The sequence below is a fragment of the Streptomyces sp. FXJ1.172 genome (genome assembly GCF_001636945.3).
Taxonomy (GTDB): Bacteria; Actinomycetota; Actinomycetes; order Streptomycetales; family Streptomycetaceae; genus Streptomyces.
Genome location: NZ_CP119133.2, coordinates 3,684,072 through 3,710,079, shown reverse-complemented (window position 1 = coordinate 3,710,079; position 26,008 = coordinate 3,684,072). Strand labels below are relative to the sequence as shown.

General features: G+C 71.0%; 25 protein-coding genes, 2 tRNA genes and 1 pseudogene. 18 read left to right on the top strand and 10 right to left on the bottom strand.

Annotated features, from left to right (window positions below):
- The first annotated feature begins 60 nt into the window (after positions 1 to 60).
- The 4 genes from A6P39_RS16345 (at position 61) to A6P39_RS16330 (ending at position 1,599) form a co-directional block, all read left to right on the top strand.
- The gene (locus A6P39_RS16345; RefSeq protein WP_067038624.1) at positions 61 to 381 is read left to right on the top strand and encodes a hypothetical protein; all 321 of its coding nucleotides are present in this window, start codon (positions 61 to 63) and stop codon (positions 379 to 381) included.
- A gap of 175 nt (positions 382 to 556) precedes the next feature.
- Positions 557 to 925, top strand: a complete 369-nt coding sequence (locus A6P39_RS16340) for a WhiB family transcriptional regulator (protein WP_067038622.1) — start codon at positions 557 to 559, stop codon at positions 923 to 925.
- Complete coding sequence (locus tag A6P39_RS16335; protein WP_067038620.1) at positions 922 to 1,245, top strand: hypothetical protein; 324 nt, start codon at positions 922 to 924, stop codon at positions 1,243 to 1,245. The genes A6P39_RS16340 and A6P39_RS16335 overlap by 4 nt, the downstream gene beginning before the upstream one ends.
- Before the next feature lie 138 nt (positions 1,246 to 1,383).
- Positions 1,384 to 1,599: a hypothetical protein gene (locus A6P39_RS16330; RefSeq protein WP_159395902.1), complete on the top strand. Its 216-nt coding sequence runs from the start codon at positions 1,384 to 1,386 to the stop codon at positions 1,597 to 1,599.
- Between the two features lie 19 nt (positions 1,600 to 1,618).
- Here the strand turns inward: A6P39_RS16330 and A6P39_RS16325 are convergent, their stop codons facing one another.
- Together A6P39_RS16325 and A6P39_RS16320 are read right to left on the bottom strand one after the other, a co-directional pair.
- Complete coding sequence (locus A6P39_RS16325) at positions 1,619 to 2,995, bottom strand: ABC1 kinase family protein (protein ID WP_067038618.1); 1,377 nt, start codon at positions 2,993 to 2,995, stop codon at positions 1,619 to 1,621.
- The gene (locus A6P39_RS16320) at positions 2,988 to 4,214 is read right to left on the bottom strand and encodes a TOMM precursor leader peptide-binding protein (protein WP_067038616.1); all 1,227 of its coding nucleotides are present in this window, start codon (positions 4,212 to 4,214) and stop codon (positions 2,988 to 2,990) included. Before A6P39_RS16320 ends, A6P39_RS16325 begins: the two co-directional genes overlap by 8 nt.
- Positions 4,215 to 4,579: 365 nt before the next feature.
- Here A6P39_RS16320 and A6P39_RS16315 point away from each other — a divergent pair, with 365 nt between their 5' ends.
- From A6P39_RS16315 to A6P39_RS16300, 4 genes and pseudogenes are all read left to right on the top strand, one after another.
- Positions 4,580 to 5,176 (top strand): M48 metallopeptidase family protein, encoded by a 597-nt coding sequence (locus tag A6P39_RS16315; RefSeq protein ID WP_067038614.1) that lies wholly within the window; start codon positions 4,580 to 4,582, stop codon positions 5,174 to 5,176.
- 129 nt (positions 5,177 to 5,305) lie between these two features.
- Positions 5,306 to 7,094, top strand: a pseudogene (locus A6P39_RS16310) (TerD family protein).
- Between the two features lie 11 nt (positions 7,095 to 7,105).
- Positions 7,106 to 7,786 carry an AIM24 family protein gene (locus A6P39_RS16305; RefSeq protein WP_067038610.1) on the top strand — a complete coding sequence of 227 codons (681 nt, stop codon included), beginning with the start codon at positions 7,106 to 7,108 and terminating at the stop codon, positions 7,784 to 7,786.
- Between the two features lie 17 nt (positions 7,787 to 7,803).
- Positions 7,804 to 8,559 carry an AIM24 family protein gene (locus A6P39_RS16300; RefSeq protein WP_067038608.1) on the top strand — a complete coding sequence of 252 codons (756 nt, stop codon included), beginning with the start codon at positions 7,804 to 7,806 and terminating at the stop codon, positions 8,557 to 8,559.
- 60 nt (positions 8,560 to 8,619) lie between these two features.
- Here the strand turns inward: A6P39_RS16300 and A6P39_RS16295 are convergent, their stop codons facing one another.
- Together A6P39_RS16295 and A6P39_RS16290 are read right to left on the bottom strand one after the other, a co-directional pair.
- Positions 8,620 to 9,135, bottom strand: a complete 516-nt coding sequence (locus tag A6P39_RS16295) for an NUDIX hydrolase (protein ID WP_067038605.1) — start codon at positions 9,133 to 9,135, stop codon at positions 8,620 to 8,622.
- A complete protein-coding gene (locus A6P39_RS16290) occupies positions 9,132 to 10,541 on the bottom strand; it encodes a zinc-dependent metalloprotease (RefSeq protein WP_067038603.1) in 1,410 nt (469 codons plus the stop codon). Before A6P39_RS16290 ends, A6P39_RS16295 begins: the two co-directional genes overlap by 4 nt.
- Positions 10,542 to 10,734: 193 nt before the next feature.
- Between A6P39_RS16290 and A6P39_RS16285 the strand changes: the two genes are divergently transcribed.
- The 4 genes from A6P39_RS16285 (at position 10,735) to A6P39_RS16270 (ending at position 13,951) form a co-directional block, all read left to right on the top strand.
- Positions 10,735 to 11,856 (top strand): SDR family oxidoreductase, encoded by a 1,122-nt coding sequence (locus tag A6P39_RS16285; RefSeq protein ID WP_067038601.1) that lies wholly within the window; start codon positions 10,735 to 10,737, stop codon positions 11,854 to 11,856.
- A 169-nt stretch (positions 11,857 to 12,025) separates the two neighbouring features.
- Positions 12,026 to 12,484: a molybdenum cofactor biosynthesis protein MoaE gene (locus tag A6P39_RS16280; RefSeq protein ID WP_067038599.1), complete on the top strand. Its 459-nt coding sequence runs from the start codon at positions 12,026 to 12,028 to the stop codon at positions 12,482 to 12,484.
- Positions 12,485 to 12,629: 145 nt separating this feature from the next.
- Positions 12,630 to 12,803: a hypothetical protein gene (locus tag A6P39_RS16275; RefSeq protein ID WP_177235520.1), complete on the top strand. Its 174-nt coding sequence runs from the start codon at positions 12,630 to 12,632 to the stop codon at positions 12,801 to 12,803.
- Positions 12,804 to 12,853: 50 nt separating this feature from the next.
- Entirely contained in the window at positions 12,854 to 13,951 is a 1,098-nt protein-coding gene (locus A6P39_RS16270) for a YlbL family protein (RefSeq protein WP_067038597.1), read from the top strand.
- A 95-nt stretch (positions 13,952 to 14,046) separates the two neighbouring features.
- Here the strand turns inward: A6P39_RS16270 and A6P39_RS16265 are convergent, their stop codons facing one another.
- Entirely contained in the window at positions 14,047 to 14,592 is a 546-nt protein-coding gene (locus A6P39_RS16265; RefSeq protein ID WP_067038595.1) for a PPA1309 family protein, read from the bottom strand.
- Between the two features lie 163 nt (positions 14,593 to 14,755).
- Between A6P39_RS16265 and A6P39_RS16260 the strand changes: the two genes are divergently transcribed.
- The 4 genes from A6P39_RS16260 (at position 14,756) to A6P39_RS16245 (ending at position 19,919) form a co-directional block, all read left to right on the top strand.
- Positions 14,756 to 17,647 carry a UPF0182 family membrane protein gene (locus A6P39_RS16260; RefSeq protein ID WP_107304178.1) on the top strand — a complete coding sequence of 964 codons (2,892 nt, stop codon included), beginning with the start codon at positions 14,756 to 14,758 and terminating at the stop codon, positions 17,645 to 17,647.
- Positions 17,648 to 17,688: 41 nt separating this feature from the next.
- A tRNA-Met gene (locus tag A6P39_RS16255) sits at positions 17,689 to 17,762 on the top strand.
- Between the two features lie 203 nt (positions 17,763 to 17,965).
- A complete protein-coding gene (locus A6P39_RS16250; protein ID WP_275883863.1) occupies positions 17,966 to 19,777 on the top strand; it encodes a tetratricopeptide repeat protein in 1,812 nt (603 codons plus the stop codon).
- A gap of 68 nt (positions 19,778 to 19,845) precedes the next feature.
- Positions 19,846 to 19,919 (top strand) — tRNA-Met (locus A6P39_RS16245).
- Positions 19,920 to 20,103: 184 nt separating this feature from the next.
- Here A6P39_RS16245 and A6P39_RS16240 read toward each other — a convergent pair.
- Positions 20,104 to 20,520, bottom strand: a complete 417-nt coding sequence (locus A6P39_RS16240) for a Fur family transcriptional regulator (protein ID WP_067038589.1) — start codon at positions 20,518 to 20,520, stop codon at positions 20,104 to 20,106.
- Positions 20,521 to 20,676: 156 nt separating this feature from the next.
- Here A6P39_RS16240 and A6P39_RS16235 point away from each other — a divergent pair, with 156 nt between their 5' ends.
- The gene (locus A6P39_RS16235; RefSeq protein WP_067038587.1) at positions 20,677 to 22,128 is read left to right on the top strand and encodes a catalase; all 1,452 of its coding nucleotides are present in this window, start codon (positions 20,677 to 20,679) and stop codon (positions 22,126 to 22,128) included.
- Positions 22,129 to 22,208: 80 nt separating this feature from the next.
- On the opposite strand, the gene A6P39_RS16230 is transcribed toward A6P39_RS16235, so the two are convergent.
- Positions 22,209 to 22,592, bottom strand: a complete 384-nt coding sequence (locus A6P39_RS16230; protein ID WP_067038585.1) for a CBS domain-containing protein — start codon at positions 22,590 to 22,592, stop codon at positions 22,209 to 22,211.
- Positions 22,593 to 22,739: 147 nt separating this feature from the next.
- A complete protein-coding gene (gene hisN, locus A6P39_RS16225) occupies positions 22,740 to 23,540 on the bottom strand; it encodes a histidinol-phosphatase (RefSeq protein WP_067038583.1) in 801 nt (266 codons plus the stop codon).
- A gap of 193 nt (positions 23,541 to 23,733) precedes the next feature.
- On the opposite strand from hisN, the gene A6P39_RS16220 reads away from it, so the two are divergent.
- Positions 23,734 to 24,339 (top strand): TetR/AcrR family transcriptional regulator, encoded by a 606-nt coding sequence (locus A6P39_RS16220; RefSeq protein WP_067038766.1) that lies wholly within the window; start codon positions 23,734 to 23,736, stop codon positions 24,337 to 24,339.
- A 245-nt stretch (positions 24,340 to 24,584) separates the two neighbouring features.
- On the opposite strand, the gene A6P39_RS16215 is transcribed toward A6P39_RS16220, so the two are convergent.
- Together A6P39_RS16215 and rsgA are read right to left on the bottom strand one after the other, a co-directional pair.
- Positions 24,585 to 24,908, bottom strand: coding sequence for a DMT family transporter (locus tag A6P39_RS16215; protein ID WP_067038581.1), 324 nt, complete (start codon positions 24,906 to 24,908; stop codon positions 24,585 to 24,587).
- Between the two features lie 84 nt (positions 24,909 to 24,992).
- A complete protein-coding gene (gene rsgA / locus A6P39_RS16210) occupies positions 24,993 to 26,003 on the bottom strand; it encodes a ribosome small subunit-dependent GTPase A (protein ID WP_067038579.1) in 1,011 nt (336 codons plus the stop codon).
- Positions 26,004 to 26,008: the final 5 nt, after the last annotated feature.

The window sequence follows — 26,008 nt, the reverse complement described above, 5'->3', positions numbered from 1 at the left end:
TGCATATCCGAACGGACTGGTTCACCCCAGTCCCCAAGACGCCGAGAGGAGGCGAGTCCAGTGATCAGCATCAACACCAGCACCATCAGCACGGCCAAACTGACCGATCGCTCGGCCGTCTCCACGTGCATGCTCGGCGCCTCGAATCAGGGCACCGGTCTGTCCGGCATCCGTGCCGTCCGTCCGGCGTCCTCCCTTGCTCTCGCGGGTCTTCCCATCCGTGAGCGCAATGAGCGACCGACCAAGGCACTGGAAGCGGTAGCGGCACAGGCACATGCCTATGCCTCTGCGGCGGCCGGTGCCGGATTCCGGAAGCAGACGACGCAGCACCACCTGATGTGGGCCTTCCGTGGGCCAAAACCCTGGAGTGATCCAGCCTGACAGCCGATCAGGCCGGCGCCTTCAGGGCCGCGGAACCCCATCCGGGATCCGCGGCCCTTCTGTTTTCCCTCACGCGGGAAGACGGAGCCGAAGGGGCCTCGGGACAAGAAAAGAACCCGGTACCAAGCCGACACCCGGTCAACCGGCCGGAACGACAAGACGAGGAAGACCAACCGTGCAACTCGAAGCGCACGCCCCGTCCGTACCGCCTTCGCAAACGATCCCCCCGCCCGGCCTCACGGAGGACTCCACCTTGACCCCCCTCACCGCGCTCACCGCGCTTGACGACGCCATCGAGAACCTCGGCGTACCCGTCCCCTGCCGCTCCTACGACCCGGAGGTCTTCTTCGCCGAGTCGCCGGCGGACGTCGAGTACGCCAAGTCCTTGTGCGGCACCTGCCCGCTGATCGAGGCCTGCCTCGCCGGGGCCAAGGAGCGGCGTGAGCCCTGGGGTGTCTGGGGCGGCGAGCTGTTCGTCCAGGGTGTCGTCGTCGCCCGGAAGCGGCCGCGTGGTCGCCCGCGCAAGAACCCGGTCACAGCATGAACACCGCAGGAACGATCGATCGCCCCCTCACGCACGACCCCCAGAAGCAGGCCCCGATGAAGCCGTCCACCAGCGAGCCCGCCGGCTCCGCGACCACAGACTTCACCACCACCGGCGCGACCGAAGCGCGCCAGAACAGGAACCGTGAGATGCAACTCATGCAAGAAGCCCTGGCTCGTGCGCATATGCACGAGCGCCTCCGTGACGCCGAGAGAGAGCGCCGGGCCGTGCGCCTGATGGTCGCTCAGCGGATGCAGCGCCGGGCCGAGCGGGCCTCGCTCCGCGCCCGCCGCGCGCTCGCCATCGCCGTCATGCAGTAACGATCACACCCGAGAAGCGGTGGCCTCCCGGCCCAGGGAGGCGAAGACTTCCCCGCGGGGGCCGGTCCGGCCGAACGGACCGGCCCCCGCGGTGCGTTGCGCACGGCGATCGGCCGGTCCGGGAGTTATCGTCAGCAGGTGACGAGTCCTCCCGGAGGCAGTGATCAGGGCGGCTCCAGCACGGAGCCCCGGCTTCCCCTCGTGTGCGCCCGCTGCGGCACCCCCGCCGACGGCCCCCAGCCGGCCACCTGGACCTGCTCCGTGGAGAACGGCATCCGCCAGTACTTCTGCGACGTCTGCTCCCGGGAGAACCTCAGAGCGATCGAGGGGCGGCTGGACTCGGCCTGGTGGTGAGCCCATTCTGCTTCTCGGGTCAGGCCTCTGCCGCCGGCTCCTCCTCGGGCAGGTCCGCCGGGCTCTCCTCGACGAAACCGGGGAGCCACTCCTGCAGCTCCTCCCGCAGGCGCACCGTGGCGCCCAGCTGGCACAGCACGCCGATCGTGCTCAGTGTCACCCGGTGGATCAGCAGATAGGCCGGCGGCAGGTTGAGCCGCTTGCCCAGCTGGTAGGCGGGCGAGCGGGGGTCGGCGATGCGGGCGGCCTGGCTGCGCATCCAGGTACGGGTGAAGGTGAAGGCCTCGACCCGGGCCGGTTCGATGATCGGCAGCAGGTAGTCGAGCACCGCGTCGGGGTCCAGCTCTATGGACTCCTTCACGAACCCTTCCTCGCAGAGGAGTTCGTAGACCGGCTCGGCCTCGCCGTCCAGGGTCATACGAAGAGAGAAGCCGATCGGCGTCGGCAGTCCGCCGGGCAGCCGGTCGACCGTGCCGAAGTCCAGGACGCCGAGCCGCCAGTCGTCCTCTCCGGACGGGCCGCCGGGCAGCAGCCGGAAGTTGCCCGGATGCGGGTCGGCGTGCAGCAGGCCGGTGCGGGCCGGGCCCGAGAACAGGAAGCGGGCCAGGAGCTGGCCGGCCCGGTCACGCTGCTCCGGGGTGCCGTCCGCGATGACGTCGGCCAGCGGGATGCCGTCCATCCACTCGGTCACCAGGACCTGCTCGCTCTGATGCACCACCGCCGGGACCACCACGTCCGGATCGCCCGCGAACTCCTCCGCGTGCACGGCCTGGGCCTGGGCCTCCAGCCCGTAGTCCAGCTCCTCCGAGACACGGTCCTTCAGCTCCGCGATCAGCGGCTTGATGTCCATGCCGGGGATGAGGGGACCCAACAGGCGGGCGAAGCGGCTCAGTTGGCTCAGGTCCGAGATGAGGGCCTCGCCGGCGCCGGGGTACTGCACCTTGACCGCCACCTCGCGGCCGTCGTGCCACACCGCCCGGTGCACCTGCCCGATCGAGGCCGCGGCGGCAGGCTTGTCCTCGAACTCCTCGAACAGCTCCCGCCAGTCCGGGCCGAGCCGCTGCTCGAGCACGGAGTGCACCGTGCGGGTCGGCATCGGCGGTGCCGCCTCCTGGAGCTTGGTCAGGGCCGCGCGGTAGGGGCCGGCGACCTCCTCGGGCAGCGCGGACTCGAAGACGGACAGGGCCTGCCCGAATTTCATCGCACCGCCCTTCAGCTCGCCGAGCACCTTGAACAACTGCTCCGCCGTGCGCTGTTGCAGCTCCCGGCCGACGATCTCCGCGGACTCGCCCACGATCCGCTTGCCCAGCCCCCAGGTCGCCCGGCCGGCGAAGCCGAGCGGGAGCGCGGCGAGCTTGGCGGTACGGGTGACCGCCTTCCGGGGAAGATCAGACATACGCCCTCCAAGTCCCAGTCGGCCGCGTCGCGCCCGCTTCGCATCGTCGCTCCGTCGACGGCCGTTGCACCGCCATTGTCGCTCGGCGCTCCCCATCGATTGAGGAGTGCTCCCCCTCGGCTTTCTCCGTGCCTCTGCCGGCCGCACCGCACCCGCATTCCGGATGCGGCAAGATCGGTCGGGCGGACCAGTTCAGGCCGGGTACGGACACCTCCCAGCGGGCTCCGGTGCCGGACGGCGACTCTCCGTCGAGGAAGGCCAGTGCGTGCGCGGCGGCGAGTCCGGCGACCGCCGTGGCCAGCGTCAGATCACAGGCCCCGATCCGACGGGACCCGGCGCAGCGCCACTGCGCGATCAGCCGGGGCCAGGCCGGGTCCCGGTCCGTGCGGTGGAGGTGCAGACAGCGGGCGCAGCCGGTCTCGCCGGGCAGGACGAGCGGGCCGACGACCCCCGTGCTCTCCACGACGCCCGCGTACAGGTGGGGCGTCCCCGAGTCCATGAGCGGCTCGGCCGCGGCCGGGTCGGGCGCGTGCACGGCCACGTCGTCCCGGGGCGCGAGGACCACCAGGGAGAGTCCGGGGACCGGTGCGCCGTGATCCGGGCAGGGGGCCCGCCGTCGGGGGTGGTCCGGTGCCGCGCGGCGGACCGCGGCCCGCGCCGCCGTGTCCCGGCGCTCGCCGAGCGCGTCGGCGGGCAGGCCGCCCGGAGCCACGTCCCACGGCTCCACGCGTCCCGTGTCGCGCACGTCGACCTCGCCGACGCCGGCGCCCGAGAGCACCGACGCCAGCACGGCGCCGACGCGTCCCGCTCCCTCCACCCGCACTCTGAGCGTGCGGCGGGCGGCCAGCCGGGCGAGTGCGCCGCCCGGCTCGGCCGTGGTCAGGGACAGGGAGGTGAGGTCGGGGCGCAGCCGCAGCAGGACGTCGTCCTGCGCGCGCAGCGCGTCCGCGGCCGGTCCGCCGCCGCGCGCGTCGTCGACGAGGCCCGCGTGGGTGAGCCGCTCCAGCAGTGTGTCGACCCGGTCGGCCGGCAGGTCCATGCGGCGGCCCTCCTCGCGCAGCAGCGGCAGCCCGCGGGTGCCGTTGAGCAGGTCGAGGAAGTCGCGCGTCGCCGGGTCCATCGGCCCCAGCGTCTGTGCGTGCGCCGCGGTCATCCCGAACTGCACGGTGTCGCGATCGCGCCAGCCGCGCCGCAGCGCGGGCTTCATCACCGGATGCATGACTGACCCCCGTCCGTAAGCACCCCGGTACGCCCCGGTGCATCCCGGGAGCATCCTCGTCGCCGGTGGAGCCGGTGTCGCTCCGCCGACGCCTGTCAGCATGCCGTGCCCGGCCGTCCGGTGCCGAGAGTTATCCACAGGCAGGGGTATTTGTCATACAAGCTGGGCGGGCAAAGTCGTCCCGTCCGGTCGAAATCGACCGACAGTGGTCGGGTGACGTCGAGTGAATGAGCCGGGCACAGTCATGCAAACCGGATGTGCGGATCAGTCGGAGGAATCATAGGAATCAAACGCATGGTGGGGGATCGGCATCGAACCGTCCCGGAGCCGGGACTTTGGCCGTGCCCACCGGGTAACGTCGGGGCGTGCCCGCCGACCCACTGCACCGCGCCGGAAAGCCACAGCGCAGCACGACGAGCCAGCCGCCCAGCGGCTCGGGGGCGAGCGCGATCGAGGTCCGCAGGAGTTCCCGGCGCCGCCGGACGGTCTCCGCGTACCGCGAGGGCGATCGCACCGTCGTACTGATCCCCGCCCGGATGTCGAAGGCGGAGGAGCAGCGCTGGATCACCGTCATGCTCGACAAGCTCGCCGCGCAGGAGAGCAAACGGGTTCTCGGCGACGCCGAGCTGGCCGAGCGTGCCGAGCGGCTGTCGGCCCAGTACTTCGACGGCCGGGCGTGTCCCGCCTCCGTGCGCTGGGTCACCAACCAGAACACGCGCTGGGGTTCGTGCACCCCGGCCGAGGGCAGCATCCGGCTCTCGCACCGGTTGCAGGGGATGCCCGAGTACGTCATCGACTACGTCCTCTGCCACGAGCTGGCGCATCTGCTGGTGCCCGGTCACGGGGCGGATTTCTGGCGGCTCTTGGAGGCGTATCCGCGCACCGAGCGGGCCCGCGGCTACCTCGAGGGGGTCGTGGCGGCCGAGCGGCTGCCGCATGTGCCCGGCGCGCGCGGGGAGTGAACCGGGCGCCACAGGTCCGTCCCCCGCGCGGGTTGTGTACCGGGTCTGTACCGGCTGCGTCCGCTGCCGGACTTTGCCGTTAGCCTGGCGCGACGCACTCACATTCGGGATGGGGGACGGTCGTAACGCATGGCCAGGGAATTCCAACGCGGCCACAAGGCCAGGATCAGTGACCTCACGGCGGGCACGGATCTGTACGTAGGCGTGCAGATCTCCGCCCCCGGACTGACCTTCGACATCAGCTGCTTCGGTCTGGACGGCGACGAGCGCCTCTCGGACGACCGGTACTTCGTCTTCTTCAACCAGCCGAAGTCCCCCGAGGAGTCCCTGCAGCTGCTGGGCGCCCAGGCGGGCGACACCGAGTCGTTCCGGGTCACCCTGGACCGCATCCCGTCGCACATCCGCAAGCTGTCCTTCACGGCGACCGTCGACGGGGCCGGGCAGATGTCGCAGATCGCCCCCGGCTATCTGCGCATCGTGGCGGGCGGCGAGGAGGTCGCGCGGTACTCCTTCAACGGCGCGGAGTTCTCCACCGAGCGGGCCGTGATGCTCGGTGACATCTACCTCAAGGACGTCTGGCGGTTCGCCGCCGTCGGTCAGGGCTTCGACGGCGGACTCGAGGCGCTGCTGAGGAACTTCGGCGGCGAGGTGCTCGAGGAGGAGGCGCCCGCCGCCCCGCAGCAGCCGCAGTCCGGCGCCGCCCCCGGCTTCGCCCCGCCCGCCCAGGCCGCGGCCCTGCTTACCGGCCCCGGCCGCCCCCGCGCAGGCCCCAGCACCCGCCCCGGCCCCCGCACCGCAGGGCTTCGCCGCTCCGGCCGGAAGCACGCCCCCGCAGGGCTTCACCCCGCAGATCGGCCACACCCCGCCCGGCCACACCCCGCCCCCGGCTCCAGCGCCGGACGTGCACGGCGCGCCGACGGTCATCGCACCCCTGGGCGCGCAGGCCGCCGGCATGGTCCCGCCGCCCGCGCCGGCCCCCGCCCCGGCTCCCTCGCCCTACGGACAGCCGCCGCACCAGCCGTCCTACGGCGGTCAGCCGGGCGCGCCGATGCCGCCGGGCTACGGCCAGCAGCCGCCCTCCTACGGCGGTCAGCCGGGCGCGCCGATGCCGCCGGGCTACGGCCAGCAGCCGCCCTCCTACGGCGGTCAGCCGGGCGCGCCCATGCCCCCGGGATACGGCCAGCAGCCGCCGTACGGGCAGGTCCCCGGCCAGCAGCCCGCCGGTTACGGAATGCCGCAGGGCGCCCCGCAGGGTGGTGCCGGTGTGACGGCCGGGCTCCAGATGTTCAAGGAGACGCCCACCGGTCAGCGGTGGACGCTGCAGAACAAGAAGCTGATCCGGGCCGACCTCGGCGTCGGCGGACAGCCCGTGCTGGCCCGGCAGGGCAGCATGGTGCTCTACCAGGGCAAGGTCGACTTCGCCTACAAGGGCGCCGGGTTCGCCGGGCGCATCGTCGGCCACGCCACCGGCCAGGAGATGCAGCTGATGCGCTGCACCGGCCAGGGCCAGGTGTTCTTCGCCGAGAACGCCACCCAGCTGCATCCCATCGAGCTGCAGGGCGACGCGATCTGCGTGTCCGCCGAGAACGTGCTCGCCTTCGACGAGGGCCTGCACCACGAGGTCCGCCGGATCGAGGGCCACGGCATCCCCGGCGGCGCGCTGTTCACCATGCAGTTCCAGGGCACCGGGACGATCGTCGTCAAGACGCACGGCACGCCCGTCGTCCTGCCGGTCACGCCGACCACCTTCGCCGACTGCAACGCCGTCGTCGCCTGGTCGGCCGCCTCCCAGGTGATCGTCTCCAGCCAGGTCCGCATGCGCCGCAACGCCTACCCGGGCGACACCGGAGAGAGCGTCAATCTCCAGTTCCGGGGCGCGCCCGGCAACTTCATCGTCGTCCAGCCGTACGAGGTCTGAGGGAGCCCGTCATGAACCAGCCGCTCGCGGGCTTCGCTCCCGCACCCGTCACGGCCCGCATGGAGAACCACGGCCATCACATGCTGAAGGTCGCCATGCAGACCGGAAACGACCTCCTCGCACGCGTGGGGTCGATGGTGGCCTACGAAGGCTTCGTCCAGTACGAGCCGAACCCGCCGGCCGTCCGCCAGATCGCCCGGGACTGGATCACCGGCGAGGGCGCGCCCCTGATGAAGTGCACCGGTGACGGACTGCTCTACCTCGCCGACTACGGCGCCAACGTGGTCGTGATCAACCTGGGCGGCGACGGCATCTCCGTCAACGCCACCAACCTCCTCGCCTTCGACGCACACCTGAGCTGGGGCGTGGAGCGGGTCAAGGGGCTCGCGAAGTTCGCCGGTCAGGGCCTGTGGAACACCAGGATCTCCGGGCAGGGCTGGGTCGCGCTGACCTCCCGGGGCACGCCGATCGTCGTCGACTGCGGTGGCGGCGAGGACGAGACGTACGTCGACCCCGACGCGCTCGTCGCCTGGTCGCCGAACCTGAAGGTGCGCGGCAAGCGCAGCTTCAAGGCGCAGTCGCTGATCGGCCGGGGCAGCGGTGAGGCCTATCAGATGGCCTTCTCCGGCCAGGGCATCGTCGTCGTCCAGCCCAGCGAGGACAGCACCGACCGCCTCCGGATCCGGGGCTGAGGGGGAGTCAGAACGTCATGCAGAGCCCGCTTTTCGCGCACAACGACGTCCAGACCCAGGAGCGCTGGAGCCTGCAGAACGCGCAGTTGCTCCGCGTCACCCTGGAGGGCCACGACGACATCCTCGCCCGCAAGGGCACCATGGTCGCCTACCAGGGGCTGATGGAGTTCGACGCCGAGTACCAGAGCAACAACCAGGCACGCGCGCGTGCGTACACCGGTGAGGGCCTGGACCTGATGCGCTGTCACGGGCAGGGCACGGTCTACCTCGCCAACCTCGCCCAGCACGTGCACATCATGGACGTCGAGCAGGACGGCCTGACCGTCGACAGCTCCTACGTCCTCGCCATGGACTCCTCGCTCCATTACGAGGTCGTCGCCGTCGACAGCCTCTACGGCATCTCCGGCTCCGGGAAGTACCAGCTGAACATCACCGGACGCGGCAAGGTCGCCCTGATGACCTCCGGCGCGCCGCTGCTGATGCAGGTCACGCCCGACCGGTACGTCAACTGCGACGCGGACGCGATCGTCGCCTGGTCGGCCGGCCTGCGCGTGCAGATGCAGGCCCAGACGCACTCCTCGGGGGTGTGGCGCCGGCGCGGCAACACCGGTGAGGGCTGGGAGCTGAGCTTCATGGGCTCCGGGTTCGCGCTCGTCCAGCCCAGCGAGCTGCTGCCGCCGCAGAACGCGGTGATCGGGCAGGGCCTCGCCGCCCAGTTCGGCATGGGACAGCACGGGGCGCGCGGGCAGAACCAGGGCAACGTCTGGAACTGAGCCGCAGGTAAGGGGTGCCCGCAGAGGCGGTCACCCCTTACACGGTCACCCCTTACGCGGTCAGAGCCTGGCGCGCGTGGCCTCCAGCAGGCGCAGGACCGACTCGTCCGCCACGTCGGCCACCTCGTCGTAGGCGAACCAGCGAAGGTCGAGGGACTCGTCGCTGATCGTCTCCACGGCCCCGTCCGGCGCCACGGCGGCGTACTGGACGTCCAGGTGCCAGGCACAGGGCGTCAGGTGGCGGTCCAGGCGGACCGGGTCGCTCCGCAGCAGGCGCAGACAGGAGATGCCCGACTCCTCCGTGGCCTCCCGCAGGGCCGCTTCCGCGAGGCTGGGGTCGGTCCGCTCGCAGTGGCCGCCCATCTGGAGCCACATGCGGAGCTTGCGGTGGAGGGTGAGCAGGACTCGCCCACCCTCGGGGTCGATCACCAGCGCGCTCGCCGTGATGTGGCCGTGCGTGCAGTCCTTCCACATCCCGTCCGGGTGCCTGTGGAGATGATCCAGGTAGACCTGACGCAGTTCCTGCTGGCCGGCATACCCCTCCAGCACCCGGACGGCATCGCTGTGCAGGGTCACTCCTTGTCGTCGCCCTCTCCGGCGGAGCCGTCCGCCGCCTCGCCGAGCATCTTGTCCAGCTCGGAGAAGTCCAGCTGCTCGCGGTGCACGAAGCCGTCCGGGTCGTCCAGGTCGGTCGCGGTCGGCAGCATGTCCGGGTGGGCCCACAGGCCGTCGCGGCCGTCGACCCCGCGCGCGTCCGTGAGCGAGGCCCACAGGCGGGAGGCGTCGCGCAGCCGGCGCGGGCGCAGCTCCAGGCCGATCAGCGTGGCGAACGTCTGCTCCGCCGGGCCGCCGGTCGCGCGGCGCCGGCGCAGCGTCTCGCGCAGGGCGTCGGCGGAGGCCAGGCGCGGCTTCGCGGCCGCGTGCACCACCGCGTCCACCCAGCCCTCGACGAGCGCCAGAGCGGTCTCGAGGCGAGCCAGCGCGGCCTTCTGCTCGGGCGTGTCCTCGGGCTGGAACATGCCCTGCTGAAGGGCGTCCTGCAGCTGCTCGGGGTTCTGCGGGTCGAACTGGCCGACCACGTCCTCCAGCTTGGCCGTGTCGACCTTGATCCCGCGCGCGTAGCCGTCGACCGCGCCGAACAGGTGCGAGCGCAGCCACGGCACATGCCTGAACAGGCGCTGGTGGGCCGCCTCGCGCAGCGCCAGGTACAGCCGCACCTCCTCCTGCGGCACGCCGAGGTCCTTGCCGAAGGCCTCCACGTTGGCCGGGAGCAGCGCGGCCTTGCCGATCGGGCCCAGCGGCAGGCCGATGTCGGTCGAGCCGACGACCTCGCCCGCGAGCACGCCGACGGCCTGCCCGATCTGCGTGCCGAACATGGCGCCGCCCATCGAGCGCATCATGCCGATCAGCGGGCCCGCCATGGCCTGCATCTCCTCCGGCAGGACGTCGCCCATGGCCGCGCCGACCCGCTCGGCGACCGGGTCGACCAGCTCCTGCCACGCGGGCAGGGTCGCCTCGACCCACTCCGCGCGGGACCAGGCCACCGCCGAGGCGGCGCCCGACGGCAGGGACGTCGCGTCGTCCAGCCACAGGTCGGCCAGGCGGACGGCTTCCTCGACCGCCTTGCGGTCGGCCGGGCCGACGCTGGCGTCCTTCGTGCCGTCCGGGGTGCCCTGGGCGACCGTCTGGCGGGCGATCTGCTTGGCCATGTCCCAGTTCACCGGGCCGCCCTCGTAGGAGAGCATCTGGCCCAGCTGCTGGAAGGCTGCGCCCAGGTCGGTGGGGTTCAGGGACCCGAACATCGCTGCGAGCGGATTGTCGGCGCCGGGGCCGCCCAAGCCTCCGGCTCCGGGCAGGCCGCCGAAGCCGAACGGGTTGGCCGGTCCCTGCCCACCACCGCTCTGCTGGTCCTTCTTCTTGCCCTCGTCGCCGTCCTCCGGCTCCTCCGGCGGAAGGCCGAAACCGAATGGGGTGTCACTCACGGGATTCCTCGGCTGGTAAGGCCGCCGGTCTGTCTCCGGCGGCGCGGCTGCCCGACAACACCACCCAGCGTAGACACCCGGACCCGATCGGGCCTCGGTGCTTCGCCCACGCAAGGCCTGCGGCAGGATGGATGCACCTGGTACGTACGCGTCACTCGCGCCCGTATGCGAAGACAACCGCTGGAGACGCCCGGTGAGTTCCCCAGATCCGCAGGTTCGCGCAGCGCGAAACCTGTCAACCCCGTCCGCAGCCCCTGCCGTGCGCGGGCCCGTCGTCGCGGTCACCGGCGCCGCCGGCGGGGTCGGTGCCCTGCTCACCGAGCGGCTCGCCGCCTCCGGGGAGATCAAGCGGGTCGTCGCCATCGACGAGCGGCGCGGGGAGTGCGCCGGCGCCGAGTGGCACATCCTCGACGTGCGCGACCCTTCCATCGCGGACAAGCTGCGGGGCGCCGACGTGGTCGTCCACCTCGCGCTGGACCTCGACCTGGAGACCGATCCGGCGGCACGGACGGCTTACAACGTCCGGGGGACACAGACCGTCCTCACGGCCGCCGCGGCCGCCGGCGTGCACCGGGTGGTGCTGTGCACCTCGGCGATGGTGTACGGCGCCCTGCCGGACAACGAGCTGCCCCTTTCGGAGGACGCCGAACTGCGCGCGACCGCCGAGGCCACCGGCGTCGGCGACCTGCTGGAGATCGAGCGGCTGGCACGGCGGGCACCGCGCGCCCATCCGGGGCTCAACGTCACCGTCGTACGCCCCGCCGTGCTGGTGGGAGGTACGGACACGGCGCTGACCCGGTACTTCGAGTCGCCGCGGCTGCTCGTCGTGGCCGGATCGCGGCCCGCGTGGCAGTTCTGCCACGTCGAGGACCTGTGCAGCGCGCTGGAGTACGCCGTCCTGGAGAAGGTCGACGGGGAGCTTGCCGTCGGCTGCGACGGATGGCTGGAGCAGGAGGAGGTCGAGGAGCTGAGCGGGACCCGGCGGATGGAGCTGCCGTCGGCGGTCGCCCTCGGCGCCGCGGCCCGGCTGCACCGGATCGGGCTCACGCCGTCCCCGGCCGGTGATCTCGCGTACACGATGTATCCCTGGGTGGTCAGCGGGAGCCGGTTGCACGACGCCGGGTGGCGGCCGCGGTGGACCAACGAGGAGGTGCTCGCCGAGCTGCTGGAGGAGGTCTCCGGGCGGCACACGGTGGCCGGGCGGCGGCTCGGGCGCAAGGACGCCACGGCCGCGGGTGCCGCGGGCGCGACGGTCGCCCTGCTGGGCGCGGCGGCTGTCGTACGGCGGGCGCGCAAGGCCCGTCGGCGCCTGTGAAGCACCCGGCCGGAACCCACGGCTGGAACCCTGGCCGGAACCCACGGCTGGAACCCGTGGCTGGAACCCTCGCCCGGAAGGTGACTGTAGGAGCATCCAAAGCGCTCCGCGCGCGTGCCTGGTGAAACTCGTATTCCCCCGTGTCACAGCCGTGCGGCACGATGGGACCATGGCACACGTGAACGAGCATCCCGGCGAGCGGGCGGCGCAGGATCCCATCAAGCTGATCGCCGTCCGGGAGACCGCGCTCCTGGTGGACGAGGTGTTCCGCGCCGTCGGGGACGACGCGGCCGGGGGCGTCGCGCTGTTCGTGGGGACCGTGCGCAACCACGACGAGGGCGCCGACGTGGACGCGCTCGGGTACTCCTGCCATCCCAGTGCCGAGACCGAGATGCGGCGGATCGCCGAGAAGGTGGTGGCCGAATATCCGGTGCGGGCGCTGGCCGCCGTGCACCGGGTCGGGGACCTCGCGGTCGGGGACATCGCCGTGGTCGTCGGTGTGGCCTGTCCGCATCGCGCCGAGGCCTTCGACGCCTGCCGCAAGCTGATCGACGACCTCAAGCACGAGGTGCCGATCTGGAAGCACCAGAAGTTCTCGGACGGCACGGACGAGTGGGTCGGCGCGTAGCACCGTCGTCGGCGTCCGGCACCTGGAGCACATCCACACCCACCTTCCGGTTGCGTAACCGGCCCCCTCACGTGAGCGTTGTCAGTGCGGGAGGTTAATCTGCTGATCAGTCAGTTGCGGACGCACTTGGCGTTGGGAGGTCGGCATGGGGGCGCTTGTCTGGCTGCTGATTCCGCTTCTGGCCGCGATCGGTGGCGGGCTCTGGGGCAGCTGGGCCAACCGGACCCGCAAGGTGCGCGGGGACGGACCCGAGCTGGACGGGTATGCCCGGTTCCGCGCGGCGATGGAGAAGTCCCACCCGGGCGCGGGCGGGGCCTGACAGGGGTGCCCTGACGGGCCGCTGACAGAGGCGTCACGTACTGTCGTGGCATGCCACGCCGCACCGCGACGATGCTCGCCTCCACCCTGATGCTGATCGCGCTCCTGTGCGCGGGAGTGCTCATCCCCGTGCCGTACGCGGAGATGTCTCCCGGCCCGACCGTGAACACACTGGGCGACCACGACGGCGAGCCGGTGCTGCAGATCACCGGGCACCAGACGTACAAGACCAGCGGCAACCTGAACATGACGACCGTCCGGGTGACCAGCGCGGACTTCCGCATGAACCTGGTGGAGGCCGTCTACGGCTGGCTCGACCCCGAGACCAAGATCGTCCCGCACGACACGCTCTACCCCAACGGCACGACGGAGGAGCAGTCCTCCCAGCAGAACGCCGAGGAGTTCAGCCAGTCCCAGGAGAGCGCCAAGGTCGCCGCCCTGAAGGAGCTGCACATCCCGGTGAAGTCCTGGGTGATCGTCTCCACCGTCGTCAAGGACTCCCCGGCCGAGGGGAGGCTGCACGCCGGAGACGTGATCAAGGCCATCGACGGCACGACGATCAAGCAGCCGGCCGATGTCGCCAAGCTCGTCACCAGGCACAAGCCCGGGCAGAACGTCGTCTTCACGGTGATCCCCGTCAAGGAACAGGCCGCCGCGGAGAAGGCGCACAAGACGGCGACCGCGACCCAGGACGTCACCATCACCACCAAGGCGTCCGACGACAGCGGACCCAGGCGGGCCATAGTCGGCATCTCCGCCGGGACCGACCACACCTTCCCGTTCAACATCGACATCAAGCTCGCCGACGTCGGCGGGCCCAGCGCCGGCCTGATGTTCGCCCTCGGGATCTACGACAAGCTCACCCCGGGCGACCTCACCGGCGGCAAGTTCGTCGCCGGCACCGGCACCATCGACGACAACGGCACCGTCGGCCCGATCGGCGGCGTCGAGATGAAGACCGTCGGCGCGCGCGACAAGGGCGCCCAGTACTTCCTGACGCCCGCCGACAACTGCGCGGCCGCCGCCAAGGACACCCCGAGCGGGCTCACCCTGGTCAGGGTGAAGAACATCGGCGACGCGCTCAGCGCCCTGAAGGACATCCGCAGCGGCGACACCGGCGCGCTGCCCAAGTGCACCACCAAGGGCTGAGCGGCCTCTGGAGCACGGCTGGGGGCGCCCCGCGCGGCAGGGGCGCCCCCATCGCCACACGGAAACCGCCGTGCCGGCAAGAGGCCGAAAAGCCGTCAGTCCTCGAACGTCGCTGCCAGGGCCTCCGCCAGGCCGGGCACCAGGTCCGGGCCGGTGAGGACCTCCGAGGGGGAGTCCTTCTCGCGCAGCCGCAGAGCCGACTCGCGGCTGCCGTCGCGCAGCACGGCCACCGTCATGCGCACCTCCTGGCGCTCGGGATGCTGCGCGACCCACTTGGCCAGCTTGGCGTCGCTCAGGTTCTGCGGGACCTGCGCCTCGGCGGACGGCGGCAGCATCAGGCGCTCCACCGACAGCGCGCAGCCGGCCACCGCGTCGGGCCAGGCGATGGTGCCGAGGAAGTCGTCGAGCGGCTTGCCGGACGGAAGCTCGTCCTGCTCGATCGGGGTGAGGCCGGTGGTCTCGGCGGACCCGTCCGCCAGGCCCAGCTGGGCCGCGAGCGAGGGTTCCTGAGTCCGCAGGCGTGCGGTGTCGACGAGGGCGAAGAGGCGAGCGGGCTGGTCCCAGCCGAGCCCGGAGACGTACTCGTCGATCTCGAGTACGGCCCGGGTGAGCGGGTTCGCTGCCATGGGAGTGTTGGACATGGTCACAATCCTGCCTCGTTCATGGCCCGAATCGGGAACCGAGCAAACCGTGAGTAAGTTGCATAGGTGTGGGTCCGCGATCACGGGGGGCCACGGCGGGCCCGCGAACACGAGGGCCTGACGGATCGACAGCGACTTCGAGGTGCGCACCTTGGCTTTCCAGATGCCGGACCGCGGCGGAGGCCCGACGGGGCCACGGATCAGAGCGGGCCGCCCGTCCCGGGGGGTTCGGACCCTGCTCATGACACTGGGCGTGCTGGCCGTCCTCGGCATGGCGTTCACCATGTTCGCGGGCTTCTGGACGGACTGGCTGTGGTACCGGTCGGTGCACTATTCCTCGGTGTTCACGATCACGCTGTGGACCAAGATCGGGCTGTTCTTCGTCTTCGGCCTGCTGATGGCCGTCGCCGTCGGGGTCAACATCTGGATCGCGCACCGCCTGCGGCCCCCGCTCAGCGCCATGTCGATGGAGCAGCAGAGCCTCGACCGTTACCGCATGGGCATCGCGCCGTACAAGAAGTGGCTGCTGCTCGCCGTCACCGCTCTCGTCGGACTGATCGCGGGCGCCTCGGCGGCCGGCCAGTGGCGTCTCTGGCTGATGTGGGTCAACGGCGTGCCCTTCCACCAGAAGGACCCGCAGTTCCACCTCGACGTCTCCTTCTACGCCTTCGACCTGCCCTGGTACCGCTTCCTGCTGGGCTTCGGCTTCGCCGCCGCCATCCTGTGCCTGATCGCCGCCGCGCTCACGCACTACCTGTACGGCGGGCTGCGCGTGACGAGTCCCGGTGCCCGGGCCACCGCCGCCGCGACCGGCCACCTGTCGGTGCTGCTCGGCATCTTCGTCGCCCTCAAGGCGGTCGCCTACTGGCTCGACCGGTACGGCCTGGCCGTCAAGTCCAGCGACTTCAAGGCGACCGGCAACTGGACCGGCCTGCGCTACGTCGACGCCAACGCCTATCTGCCCGCGAAGACCATCCTTTTCTGCATCGCCGTCATCTGCGCGCTGCTGTTCTTCGCGACCCTGTGGCGGCGCACCTGGCAGCTGCCCGTGATCGGCTTCGGCCTGATGGTCCTGTCCGCGATCCTGATCGGCGGGCTGTACCCGGCGATCGTGCAGAAGTTCCAGGTCCAGCCCAACGAGCAGGCCAAGGAAGCCCCGTACGTCCAGAAGAACCTCAAGGCGACCCGTGAGGCGTACGGCATCGACGACACCAAGGTCACCGAGTACGAGGGCAAGCCGACGTCCACGGACAAGACCAGGCTGCGCAGCGACGCGAACGACGCGGCGAGCATCCGCATCCTGGATCCCAATGTCGTCTCGCCGACGTTCCAGCAGTTGCAGCAGATGAAGAACTACTACGCCTTCCCGACCAACCTGGACGTCGACCGGTATCCGGACAAGGCCCACAAGGAGCAGGACACGGTCATCGGCCTGCGCGAGCTGAACCTGGACGGCATCCCGAAGAACAACTGGATCAACGACCACTTCCGTTACACACACGGCTACGGCGTGGTCGCCGCAAAGGGCACCGAGGCCGACTCCCAGGGCCAGCCGGTCTTCACCGAGTCCGACCTGCCGTCCAAGGGGGACCTCGGCACGTACGAACAGCGCGTCTACTACGGAGAGAAGACCACCACCTACTCCATCGTCGGCGGTCCCCAGAAGGAGATCGACTACTCCGACGACAACGGTGAGAAGACCACCAGCTACACGGGCGACAGCGGCGTCAACCTCGACAACCCGATCAACCGGGCCGCGTACGCGGTGGCGTTCAACGAGCCGCAGATCCTCTACTCGGGCGCGATCGGCAAGGGCTCGCGGATCCTCTACAACCGCACGCCCAAGGAGCGCGTGGAGGCGGTCGCCCCCTGGCTGACCATCGACGGCGACGCCTACCCGGCGGTCGTCAACCACCGCATCCAGTGGATCGTCGACGCCTACACGACGTCGAACGGCTACCCCTACTCCTCCCGTACGACCCTCGGCGACACGACGGCCGACTCGCTGACCGCCGCCAACAACAACCGCGCGGTGGTGGCCCAGCAGAACCAGGTCAACTACATCCGCAACTCGGTGAAGGCGACCGTCGACGCGTACACCGGCGAGGTCAAGCTGTACCAGTGGGACACCCAGGACCCGGTGCTGAAGACCTGGATGAAGGCCTTCCCGGGCACGGTGAAGCCGAAGAGCGCCATCTCCAACGACCTGCTGTCCCATCTGCGTTATCCGCAAGACCTGTTCAAGGTCCAGCGTGAGCTGCTCACCCGCTACCACGTGACGGACGCGCAGACGTTCCTCACCGGCAGCGAGGTCTGGCAGGTGCCGGACGACCCGACCAACGACTCGGGCAGCGCGGTGCCGCCGTACTACCTGGGCATGAAGATGCCGGACCAGAGCGCGCAGTCGTTCTCGCTGACGACGACGTTCACCCCGAACGGGCGGGACAACCTCAGCGCCTTCATGGCGGTCGACTCCGATCCCGGCACCAGCGACTACGGCAAGATCAGAATTCTGAAACTGCCGACCAGCAGGACGGTCGACGGTCCCAAGCAGGTGCAGAGCCAGTTCAACTCCCAGCAGGACATCGCGGAGACCATCAGCCTGCTCAGCCGCGGGCATTCGAAGGTCGAGTACGGCAACCTGCTGGCGGTCCCGCTCGACGGCGGACTGCTGTACGCGGAGCCCGTCTACGTCCGCGGTGGTGAGCTGAAGTACCCCTTGCTGCGCAAGGTGCTGGTCACCTACAACGGCAGGACGGCGTTCGAGGACACCCTGGACGAGGCGCTGAACAAGGTCTTCGGGGTGCAGGGTTCGGCCACCACACCACCGGACACCGGTACCACCAGTCCGCCGGCGTCCGGCAATCCGACCGTCCAACAGGCGCTGGGCGACGCCCAGAAGGCGTTCGACGCGGGACAGCAGGCCCTGCAGGGGCCGAACGGCCCGGACTGGACGGCGTACGACAAGGCGCAGAAGGACCTGAAGGCCGCGCTGAAGCGGGCGGAGGAGGCGGAGGCCAAGGCCGGCAAGAACGGGACCGGCACCAAGAGTTGATCAAGACCACCCCGCGCCGTGGTATGGTTGCTGAGCAACGGCGCGGGGTGGAGCAGCTCGGTAGCTCGCTGGGCTCATAACCCAGAGGTCGCAGGTTCAAATCCTGTCCCCGCTACTGCAGTCGAAGGCCCGGATCCAAGGGATCCGGGCCTTCGTGGTGTGCGAACTCAATTACGGGAGGGAGGTACGGCCGCGCCGCCGTGGGGAGTTGAGGGGTGTGTGTTTGACTTGTCTCCCTGTGGGCATGTCGACAAAACGCTGAAGTGACCTCACGGGCTGCGGTATACCGGGTGTACCCGGGTTGATGGTGGTGCGACGATGGACGTTATGGGGGACAAGGCAACTCTGTTCGAGTCAGGGCGATTTGTGCTGCCTTCCGGTGAGGAGCCGACCCGCGACGAGCTGAGCGAGATGGGGGACGCGACGGAAGAGGTACGCCTCGCTCTCGCCGCGCAGAGCGGCGACGCCGAGGCCGCGAGCGTCCTCGGAGCCATGCTGCTGCGCCGCGGCGACCTCGACGGAGCCGAACCCCAGCTGCGGGCGGCCACCGCGGCCGGTGACCGGGCCGCCGCCAACAATCTCGGCGTCCTCCTGCACCAGCGCGGCTACCCCGAGGAGGCGGCCGGCTGGTGGCGTATCGCCGCCGTCGCCGGATCCGCCGCCGCCGCGCACGCGCTCGGCCGTTACCACCGCGAGCGCGGGGACGAGCCGGCCGCCGAGTACTGGCTGCGCCAGTCCGCCGAGCAGGGCCATGCCCTCGGCGCCTACGCGCTCGCCGATCTGCTGGAGCACCGTGGGGACGTCGGCGCGGAGCACTGGATGCGGGCCGCCGCCGAACGCGGGCACCGGGAGGCGGCGTACCGGCTGGCGCGCACCCTCGACCGCAAGGCGGCCCCGGAGGAGGGGACCGGGGCCGACAACGCTGTCGCGGAGGTCGAGCAGTGGTACCGGCAGGCGGCCGCGCGCGGGCACCGGCGGGCCGCGCTGCACCTCGGGGCCATCCTGGAGAAGCGGGGCGAGCTGAAGGAGGCCGGCCGCTGGTACCTGACCTCGGCCAAGGACGGCGAGGCCCGGGCCGCCTGCGCGCTGGGCTTCCTGCTGCGCGACGCCGGGGACACCGAGAGCGCGGCCGTGTGGTGGCTGCGTGCCGCCCAGGACGGCGACGGCAACGCGGCCAACGCGCTCGGCGCGCTGCACGCAGAGCGCGGCGAGACGCAGACCGCCGAGCGCTGGTACCGGGCGGCGCTGGACGCGGGCGACGACAACGGCGCGTACAACCTCGGGCTGCTCTGCGCCGAGCAGGGGCGCACCGCGCAGGCCGAGCAGTGGTACCGGCGGGCGGCCTACGCGGGGCACCGGGAGGCCGCGAACGCGCTGGCCATCCTGCTGCTCCAGGGCGGTGACACGACTGGCGCCGAGCCGTGGTTCTCCAAGGCCGCCGAGGCCGGGAGCGTGGACGCCGCGTTCAACCTCGGGATCCTCTACACGGGACGCGGCACCGAGCAGGAGGCACGGGCGGCGCTGCGCTGGTACGAGCGGGCGGCGTCGGCCGGGCACACCGAGGCGGCGCTGCAGGTCGGGATCGCCCGGCTGCGCGAGGGAGAGGAGCAGGAGGCCGAGCGGCATCTGCGGTGCGCGGCGGGCGGCGGCAGCTCGGAGGCGGTGGTACCGGCAGCTACGCGACGCGCCACGGAGCTTACGCGGCATGAGCTGGGCGAGATCGTGCACGAGAAGACCGAGTGCGAGGAGTGGTACGAGCGCGCCGCCACGCAGGGGCACCGGCGCGCCCAGGTGCGGGTCGGCATGCTGGCCGCCGCCCGGGGTGACGTGGTCGAGGCGGCGCGGTGGTACCGGGCGGCGGCGGAGGCCGGCTCGCGCAACGGCGCGTTCAACCTGGGGCTGCTGCTGGCGCGGGAGGGAAGCGAGCCCGAGGCGGCGGTGTGGTGGACCCGGGCCGCGGATGCCGGGCATGGCCGGGCGGCGCTCCGGCTGGCCCTTGTCTACGCGCGTCGGGGAGAGCTGGCGGAGGGGCAGCGCTGGGCCGACCGGGCGGTCGCACTGGGGCCGCCCGAGGTCGCGGAGCGGGCGGGACGGCTTCGGGACGCGCTGCGGGAAGAACTCTCCGCGTGAGCCCCGCCACGTCGCGGGCAACTGATTTGCCTCCGCCCACCTCCCTCACGTAATGTCGTGTTCACCGACGCGGGGTGGAGCAGCTCGGTAGCTCGCTGGGCTCATAACCCAGAGGTCGCAGGTTCAAATCCTGTCCCCGCTACTGAAGGCCGAGGGCCGGAATCCAGAAATGGATTCCGGCCCTCAGTCGTTTCCGGCCCTCAGTCATTTCCGGGCGCCAGACGTTTCCGGGCGTCCGTGCAACAAAGGTGTCCGGGCAACAAAAAAGAGGGGGCGTGCTCCCCCTCCCGCTCATGGCCTGCGGCCCGCGGCTTGCGGCCCGCGTCCTACGCGGCCGCGCAGTCCGGGCACAGCCCGCGGTACGTCACCTCGACGTCCGACACCGTGAAGCCGAAGCGTTCCGCGTCGGGGAGGTCGGCGAGCGGGTTGCCCGTCGGGTGGACGTCACGGATCGCGCCGCAGCGGGCGCAGACCAGGTGGTGGTGCGGGCGGTGCGCGTTCGGGTCGTACCGCTTGGCGCGCTTGTCCGTCGTGACTTCCAGCACCTCGCCGAGGGAGACCAGCTCGCCCAGCGTGTTGTAGACGGTCGCCCGGGAGATCTCCGGCAGCTTCGCGACAGCGCGCGCATGGACCTCGTCGGCCGTCAGGTGGACGTGCTCGCCGTCCAGGACCTCGGCCACCACGCGTCGCTGCGCGGTCATCCGCCATCCGCGTCCACGCAGCCGTTCCAGAAGGTCGCTCATGGCTACCAGCCTAACAGCAGGGCGTACCAGGACGGGAATAGGTGTGAGATTGGAACGATGTTTGACTTAGATCTAGTCCAATGTAGGATCCGAAATGGATTTGGTCGCAGGGCAGGACTGGGACAGGACAGGTCAGCAGTGACTCAGGAGGCGCACGTGACGCAGGGACCGCTCACCACGGAGGCCGGTGCCCCGGTTGCCGACAACCAGAACAGCGAGACGGCGGGCGTCGGCGGGCCGGTCCTGGTGCAGGATCAGCTGCTGCTGGAGAAGCTCGCCCACTTCAACCGGGAGCGCATCCCCGAGCGCGTCGTGCACGCGCGCGGTGCGGGTGCGTACGGCACCTTCACGGTGACGGCGGACGTCACTCCGTACACGCGGGCCGCCTTCCTCTCCGAGGTCGGCAAGGAGACCGAGGTCTTCCTGCGCTTCTCGACCGTGGCCGGAAACCTCGGTGCCGCGGACGCCGTCCGCGACCCGCGCGGCTTCGCGCTGAAGTTCTACACCGAGGAGGGCAACTACGACCTCGTCGGCAACAACACCCCGGTCTTCTTCATCCGGGACGCGGTCAAGTTCCCGGACTTCATCCACACCCAGAAGCGCGACCCCTACACCGGCAGCACCGAAGCCGACAACGTGTGGGACTTCTGGTCGCTGTCACCGGAGTCGACCCACCAGGTGACCTGGCTGTTCGGCGACCGCGGCATCCCGGCGTCGTACCGCCACATGGACGGCTTCGGCTCGCACACCTTCCAGTGGAGCAGCGAGTCCGGCGAGGTCTTCTGGGTCAAGTACCACTTCAAGACCGACCAGGGGATCAAGAACCTCACCGCGGACGAGGCCGGGATCCTCGCGGGCAAGGACCCCGACTCGCACCAGCGTGATCTGCGGCAGGCGATCGAGCGCGGCGAGTTCCCGAGCTGGACCGTGGGCGTGCAGATCATGCCGGCGGCCGACGCGGCGACGTACCGCTTCAACCCGTTCGACCTGACCAAGGTGTGGCCGCACGCGGACTACCCGGTCATCGAGATCGGCAGGCTGGAGCTGAACCGCAACCCGCGGAACGTCTTCGCCGAGGTCGAGCAGTCGGTCTTCAGCCCCGCCCACTTCGTGCCGGGCATCGGCCCCTCGCCCGACAAGATGCTCCAGGGCCGGCTCTTCGCCTACGGCGACGCGCACCGCTACCGCGTCGGCATCAACGCCGACCACCTGCCGGTGAACCGCCCGCACGCCACCGAGGCGCGCACGAACTCGCGTGACGGCTTCCTCTACGACGGCCGGCACGGCGGGGCGAAGAACTACGAGCCGAACAGCTTCGGCGGGCCGCAGCAGACGGGCCGCGCGCTGTGGGAGCCCAGCTCCGTCGCCGGCTTCACCGGCAACCACCCGACCCCGGTGCACGCCGAGGACGACGACTTCGTCCAGGCGGGCAACCTGTACCGGCTGATGTCGCAGGAGGAGAGGGAGCGGCTGGTCGCGAACCTGGCGGGGGCGATCGCGCCGGTCTCGCGCGAGGACATCATCGAGCGGGCGATCGGCAACTTCGCGAGCGCCGACGCCGGCTTCGGCAAGCGGCTTCAGGCGGCGGTACGGGAGCTGCGCGGCTGAGCCGGATCGAGCCGGCGGCACATCCGTGCTGCTGAGCGGGCCGGACCCCAAGGTGCTCGGGGTCCGGCCCGTTGTGCCGCTCAGGGTACGAGTGCGGGAGCCCAGCAGCGGATGATGTCGCGGACCGAGACGATGCCGGCCGGCTGGCCGTGGTCGAGGACGATCAGGTGCCGGAACCCGCCGTGGGCCATCGCGCGGGCGGCCTCCTCCAGGGTCCAGGTGGGAGCCGCGAAGACGACGTCGTTGGTGGTGTGGGCGTGGACGTGTTCCGTGTCCGGACTCTGGCCGAGGCCGACGGAGTTGAGGATGTCGCGTTCGGTGATGATGCCGATGCCGCCGGCGTCCGGGTCGAGGACCACGGCGGCGCCGACGCGGCGGGCGGACATCAGGGTGGCTGCCTGGCGGAGTGTGTGGGCGGGGCCGAGGGTGAGGACCAGCGTGCTCATGGCGTCACGGACGAGCATGGGTGGGGCCACCTCCTCGAATCCCTGAGCAAGTTCAGGGATTCACAAGTTCACAAGTGGGGGTGGCTTCAGGATGCCAGGTAAAGGAGCGGTCAACAAGAGGGCGCGCGTGGTCAGTTGAGGGCGTACGCGAGTGTCTCTCGTGGCTCAGTGGCGCTGGTTGAGATACCCCAGCAACTCGTCGTGCAGCAGACCGTTGGACGCCACGGCGTTACCGCTGTGCGGGCCCGGGCGGCCGTCCAGGCCCGTGAAGGTGCCGCCGGCCTCGGTGACGACGATCGCGTTGGCGGCCATGTCCCACAGGGACAGCTCCGGCTCGGCGCAGATGTCGATCGCGCCCTCCGCGACCATCATGTACGGCCAGAAATCGCCGTACGCGCGCGTGCGCCACACCTGGCGGGTGAGGTCCAGGAAGCCGTCGAGCCGGCCCTGCTCCTCCCAGCCGGTGAGGGAGGAGTAGGCGAAGGAGGCGTCCGCGAGCTTGCCGACGCCGGAGACGCGCAGGCGGGTGGCGGCAGTGAGGTTTCGGCCGGTGAAGGCGCCGTGGCCCTTCGCGGCCCACCAGCGGCGGCTGAGGGCCGGGGCGGAGACGACACCGACGACGGGGTGGTAGCCGCCCTCGCCCGCTTCCATCAGCGAGATGAGCGTGGCCCAGACGGGGACACCGCGGACGTAGTTCTTGGTGCCGTCGATCGGGTCGATCACCCAGCGGCGCGGGCCGGTGCCCTCGGCGCCGTACTCCTCGCCGAGGACCGAGTCCCTGGGGCGGGCGCGCTGGAGCTGGCCGCGGATGAGTTCCTCCGCCGCCTTGTCCGCTTCGCTCACGGGCGTCATGTCCGGCTTCGTCTCCACCTTCAGGTCGAGGGCCTTGAAGCGGTCCATGGTGGCGGCGTCCGCGGCGTCCGCGAGGACGTGGGCGAGGCGCAGGTCGTCGAGATAGTCCGGCATGTACGGAACGGTATCCGCCGAGGTCGCTGCGGAGCCAGCGGGGACACGGGAGGCGCACCGCAATTCCCTGAGATGCGCGGAACTGCGTCGACATGCGGCCGCGCCGCGCGGGCGCGGCCGGTCGCACCCCTTGACAGTGCGTAGCGGCGCGTCAAATCTGGGCGCAGAGCTGGTCTGGCCCAGGGAGGCGATGATGCCTGCTGCCCGGGAGTCCCTACTGGACGCCGCCTTCACGGCGCTCGCGCGCCGGCCGTGGTCCGCGGTGCGGATGGTCGATGTGGCCGCGACGGCCGGGGTGTCCCGGCAGACCCTGTACAACGAGTTCGGCAGCAAGGACGGCCTGGCCCGGGCGCTGGTGCGGCGGGCGGCCGACCGCTACCTGGCCGGCGTCGAGCGGGCGCTCGCCGGTTCCGCCGAGCCCTGCGAGCGGCTCACCGCGGTCGCCGAGTGGACCAGCTCGGCCGCGCGGGACAACGCGCTGATACGGGCCATGCTCACCGGCTGCTGGAGCGAGCGGCTGCCCGCCCCGCCGCTCGCCGCCGTGCCGTCCTCCTCCGCGGTGCCCGCGCAGCGCCGGGCGGACGGGCCGCTGCCGGCCCCCTGCGACTTCGTACGGATCGTGCGGGACCGCGCGGTCACCGCCCTGGCCGCAGGGGCCGCCACCCCCGTCGACGCCGCCGAACTGGCCCACCCCTGCGAACTGGCCGTACGCCTCGCGCTGTCCTGCGTCGCGGCTCCGCCGGGAGAGGGCGGCGTGGCGGAACTGGTCCGCGCGGTGGTTCCTCGCCAGGCGGTGTGAAGGCCCGGACCGGCGCACGGATCACGGGAGTTGCGGGAAGTGGCCCCGCGATCTAGTGCCCCAACAGGCAACGTTCGCTCCGTCGCGACGCCCGGCACCCTCCCCCAGCCTTCGGCCGGGAGGTGCCCCCACTCGCCGCACCGCCCGGAAGCCCAAGTACGTCCAGTACGAGGGCATCCGGCCGGCGCACCGAGAGCACGCACCGGACGCCGCTCCTTGACGGGCAAACGTTGTCTGCCGGGGCACTAGTGCGCGGAGCCGGACAGCTGCAGGCCGATGACCCCGACGATGACGAAACTGATCGACACGATCTTCAGCGTGGAGACCAGGTCGCCGAGGAAGACCATGCCGTAGACCGCCGTGCCCGCCGCGCCGATGCCGGTCCACACGGCGTAGGCGGGGCCGACGTCGAGCTTCTTCAGCGACAGCGTCAGCAGACCGAAACTGCCGAGCGCGAACGAGGCGAAGGCGATCGTCGGCCACAGCCGGGTGAACCCGTGCGAGAGCTTCAGGCACACGGCGAAACCGGTCTCCAGCATCCCGGCCACGATGACCAGCAGCCACGCCATGCGCTGTCCTCCCGTTGATCCGGATCACCGGTTCGGTGCGAGTATGCACTTACCGGCCGTACGCCCCGGCAAACAACGCAGGCGTCAGTCGCCTTCCCGGCGCTCCCTGGTGGCCAGCAGCCGGCGCAGCGAATACAGCCGCGCGGGATCCGCGTGTCCCTCCTCGACCCAGGCGTCCAGCGCGCAGTCCGGCTCGTCGTGACTGCACGCGCGCGGGCAGCCCTCCGTACCGGACTCGAGGTCGGGGAAGGCGTGGATCACCCGGGACGGGTCGATGTGCGCGAGGCCGAAGGAACGCACGCCCGGGGTGTCGATGACCCAGCCCCCGTCGTCGCTCAGCGGCAGCGCCAGCGCCGAGGTCGTGGTGTGCCGGCCCCGGCCGGTCACCGCGTTGACGTGTCCCGTCGTACGCCGCCGCTCCTGCGGGACGAGGGCGTTGACCAGTGTCGTCTTGCCGACGCCCGAGTGCCCGACGAACGCGGTGATCCGGCCGTCCAGATGCGCGCGCACCCGGTCCGCCGCGCCCCCGCTCTCCAACTCCTCGCGGCTGGTGACGACATACGGGATGTCGAGGTGGCCGTACAGTTCGAGGAGCTTGTCCGGCGGGGCCAGGTCCGACTTCGTCATCACCAGCAGCGGCTCCAGGCCGCCGTCGAACGCGGCCACCAGGCAGCGGTCGATCAGCCGTGGGCGGGGTTCGGGGTCGGCGAGCGCGGTGACGATCGCCAGCTGGTCCGCGTTCGCCACGACGACCCGCTCGAAGGGATCGTCGTCGTCGGCCGTGCGGCGCAGCACCGAGCCGCGCTCCTCGATGCGCACGATCCGGGCCAGGGTGTCCTTCTTGCCGGACAGGTCCCCGACCAGCGCCACCCGGTCGCCCACCACGGCGGCCTTGCGGCCCAGTTCGCGGGCCTTCATCGCCATGATCGTACGGTCCTCGACCAGGCAGGTCAGCCGGCCCCGGTCGACGGTGAGGACCATGCCCTCGGCCGCGTCCTCGTGCTTGGGCCGGATGTTCGTCCGCGGCCGGTTGCCCTTGCGGTTGGGACGGCTGCGGATGTCGTCCTCGTCGGTGTGCTTGCCGTAGCGGCGCATGGCGT

Coding starts and splice junctions, on each gene's coding strand:
- A6P39_RS16250 (WP_275883863.1), top strand. CDS start 17,966: ATGGACGTTATGGGGGACAAGGCAACTCTGTTCGAGTCAGGGCGATTT.
- A6P39_RS16220 (WP_067038766.1), top strand. CDS start 23,734: ATGCCTGCTGCCCGGGAGTCCCTACTGGACGCCGCCTTCACGGCGCTC.
- A6P39_RS16260 (WP_107304178.1), top strand. CDS start 14,756: ATGCCGGACCGCGGCGGAGGCCCGACGGGGCCACGGATCAGAGCGGGC.
- A6P39_RS16320 (WP_067038616.1), bottom strand. CDS start 4,214: ATGCATCCGGTGATGAAGCCCGCGCTGCGGCGCGGCTGGCGCGATCGC.
- A6P39_RS16265 (WP_067038595.1), bottom strand. CDS start 14,592: ATGTCCAACACTCCCATGGCAGCGAACCCGCTCACCCGGGCCGTACTC.
- A6P39_RS16325 (WP_067038618.1), bottom strand. CDS start 2,995: ATGTCTGATCTTCCCCGGAAGGCGGTCACCCGTACCGCCAAGCTCGCC.
- A6P39_RS16215 (WP_067038581.1), bottom strand. CDS start 24,908: ATGGCGTGGCTGCTGGTCATCGTGGCCGGGATGCTGGAGACCGGTTTC.
- A6P39_RS16300 (WP_067038608.1), top strand. CDS start 7,804: ATGCAGAGCCCGCTTTTCGCGCACAACGACGTCCAGACCCAGGAGCGC.
- rsgA (WP_067038579.1), bottom strand. CDS start 26,003: ATGCGCCGCTACGGCAAGCACACCGACGAGGACGACATCCGCAGCCGT.
- A6P39_RS16275 (WP_177235520.1), top strand. CDS start 12,630: ATGGGGGCGCTTGTCTGGCTGCTGATTCCGCTTCTGGCCGCGATCGGT.
- A6P39_RS16270 (WP_067038597.1), top strand. CDS start 12,854: ATGCCACGCCGCACCGCGACGATGCTCGCCTCCACCCTGATGCTGATC.
- A6P39_RS16240 (WP_067038589.1), bottom strand. CDS start 20,520: ATGAGCGACCTTCTGGAACGGCTGCGTGGACGCGGATGGCGGATGACC.
- A6P39_RS16335 (WP_067038620.1), top strand. CDS start 922: ATGAACACCGCAGGAACGATCGATCGCCCCCTCACGCACGACCCCCAG.
- A6P39_RS16280 (WP_067038599.1), top strand. CDS start 12,026: ATGGCACACGTGAACGAGCATCCCGGCGAGCGGGCGGCGCAGGATCCC.
- hisN (WP_067038583.1), bottom strand. CDS start 23,540: ATGCCGGACTATCTCGACGACCTGCGCCTCGCCCACGTCCTCGCGGAC.
- A6P39_RS16305 (WP_067038610.1), top strand. CDS start 7,106: ATGAACCAGCCGCTCGCGGGCTTCGCTCCCGCACCCGTCACGGCCCGC.
- A6P39_RS16230 (WP_067038585.1), bottom strand. CDS start 22,592: ATGCTCGTCCGTGACGCCATGAGCACGCTGGTCCTCACCCTCGGCCCC.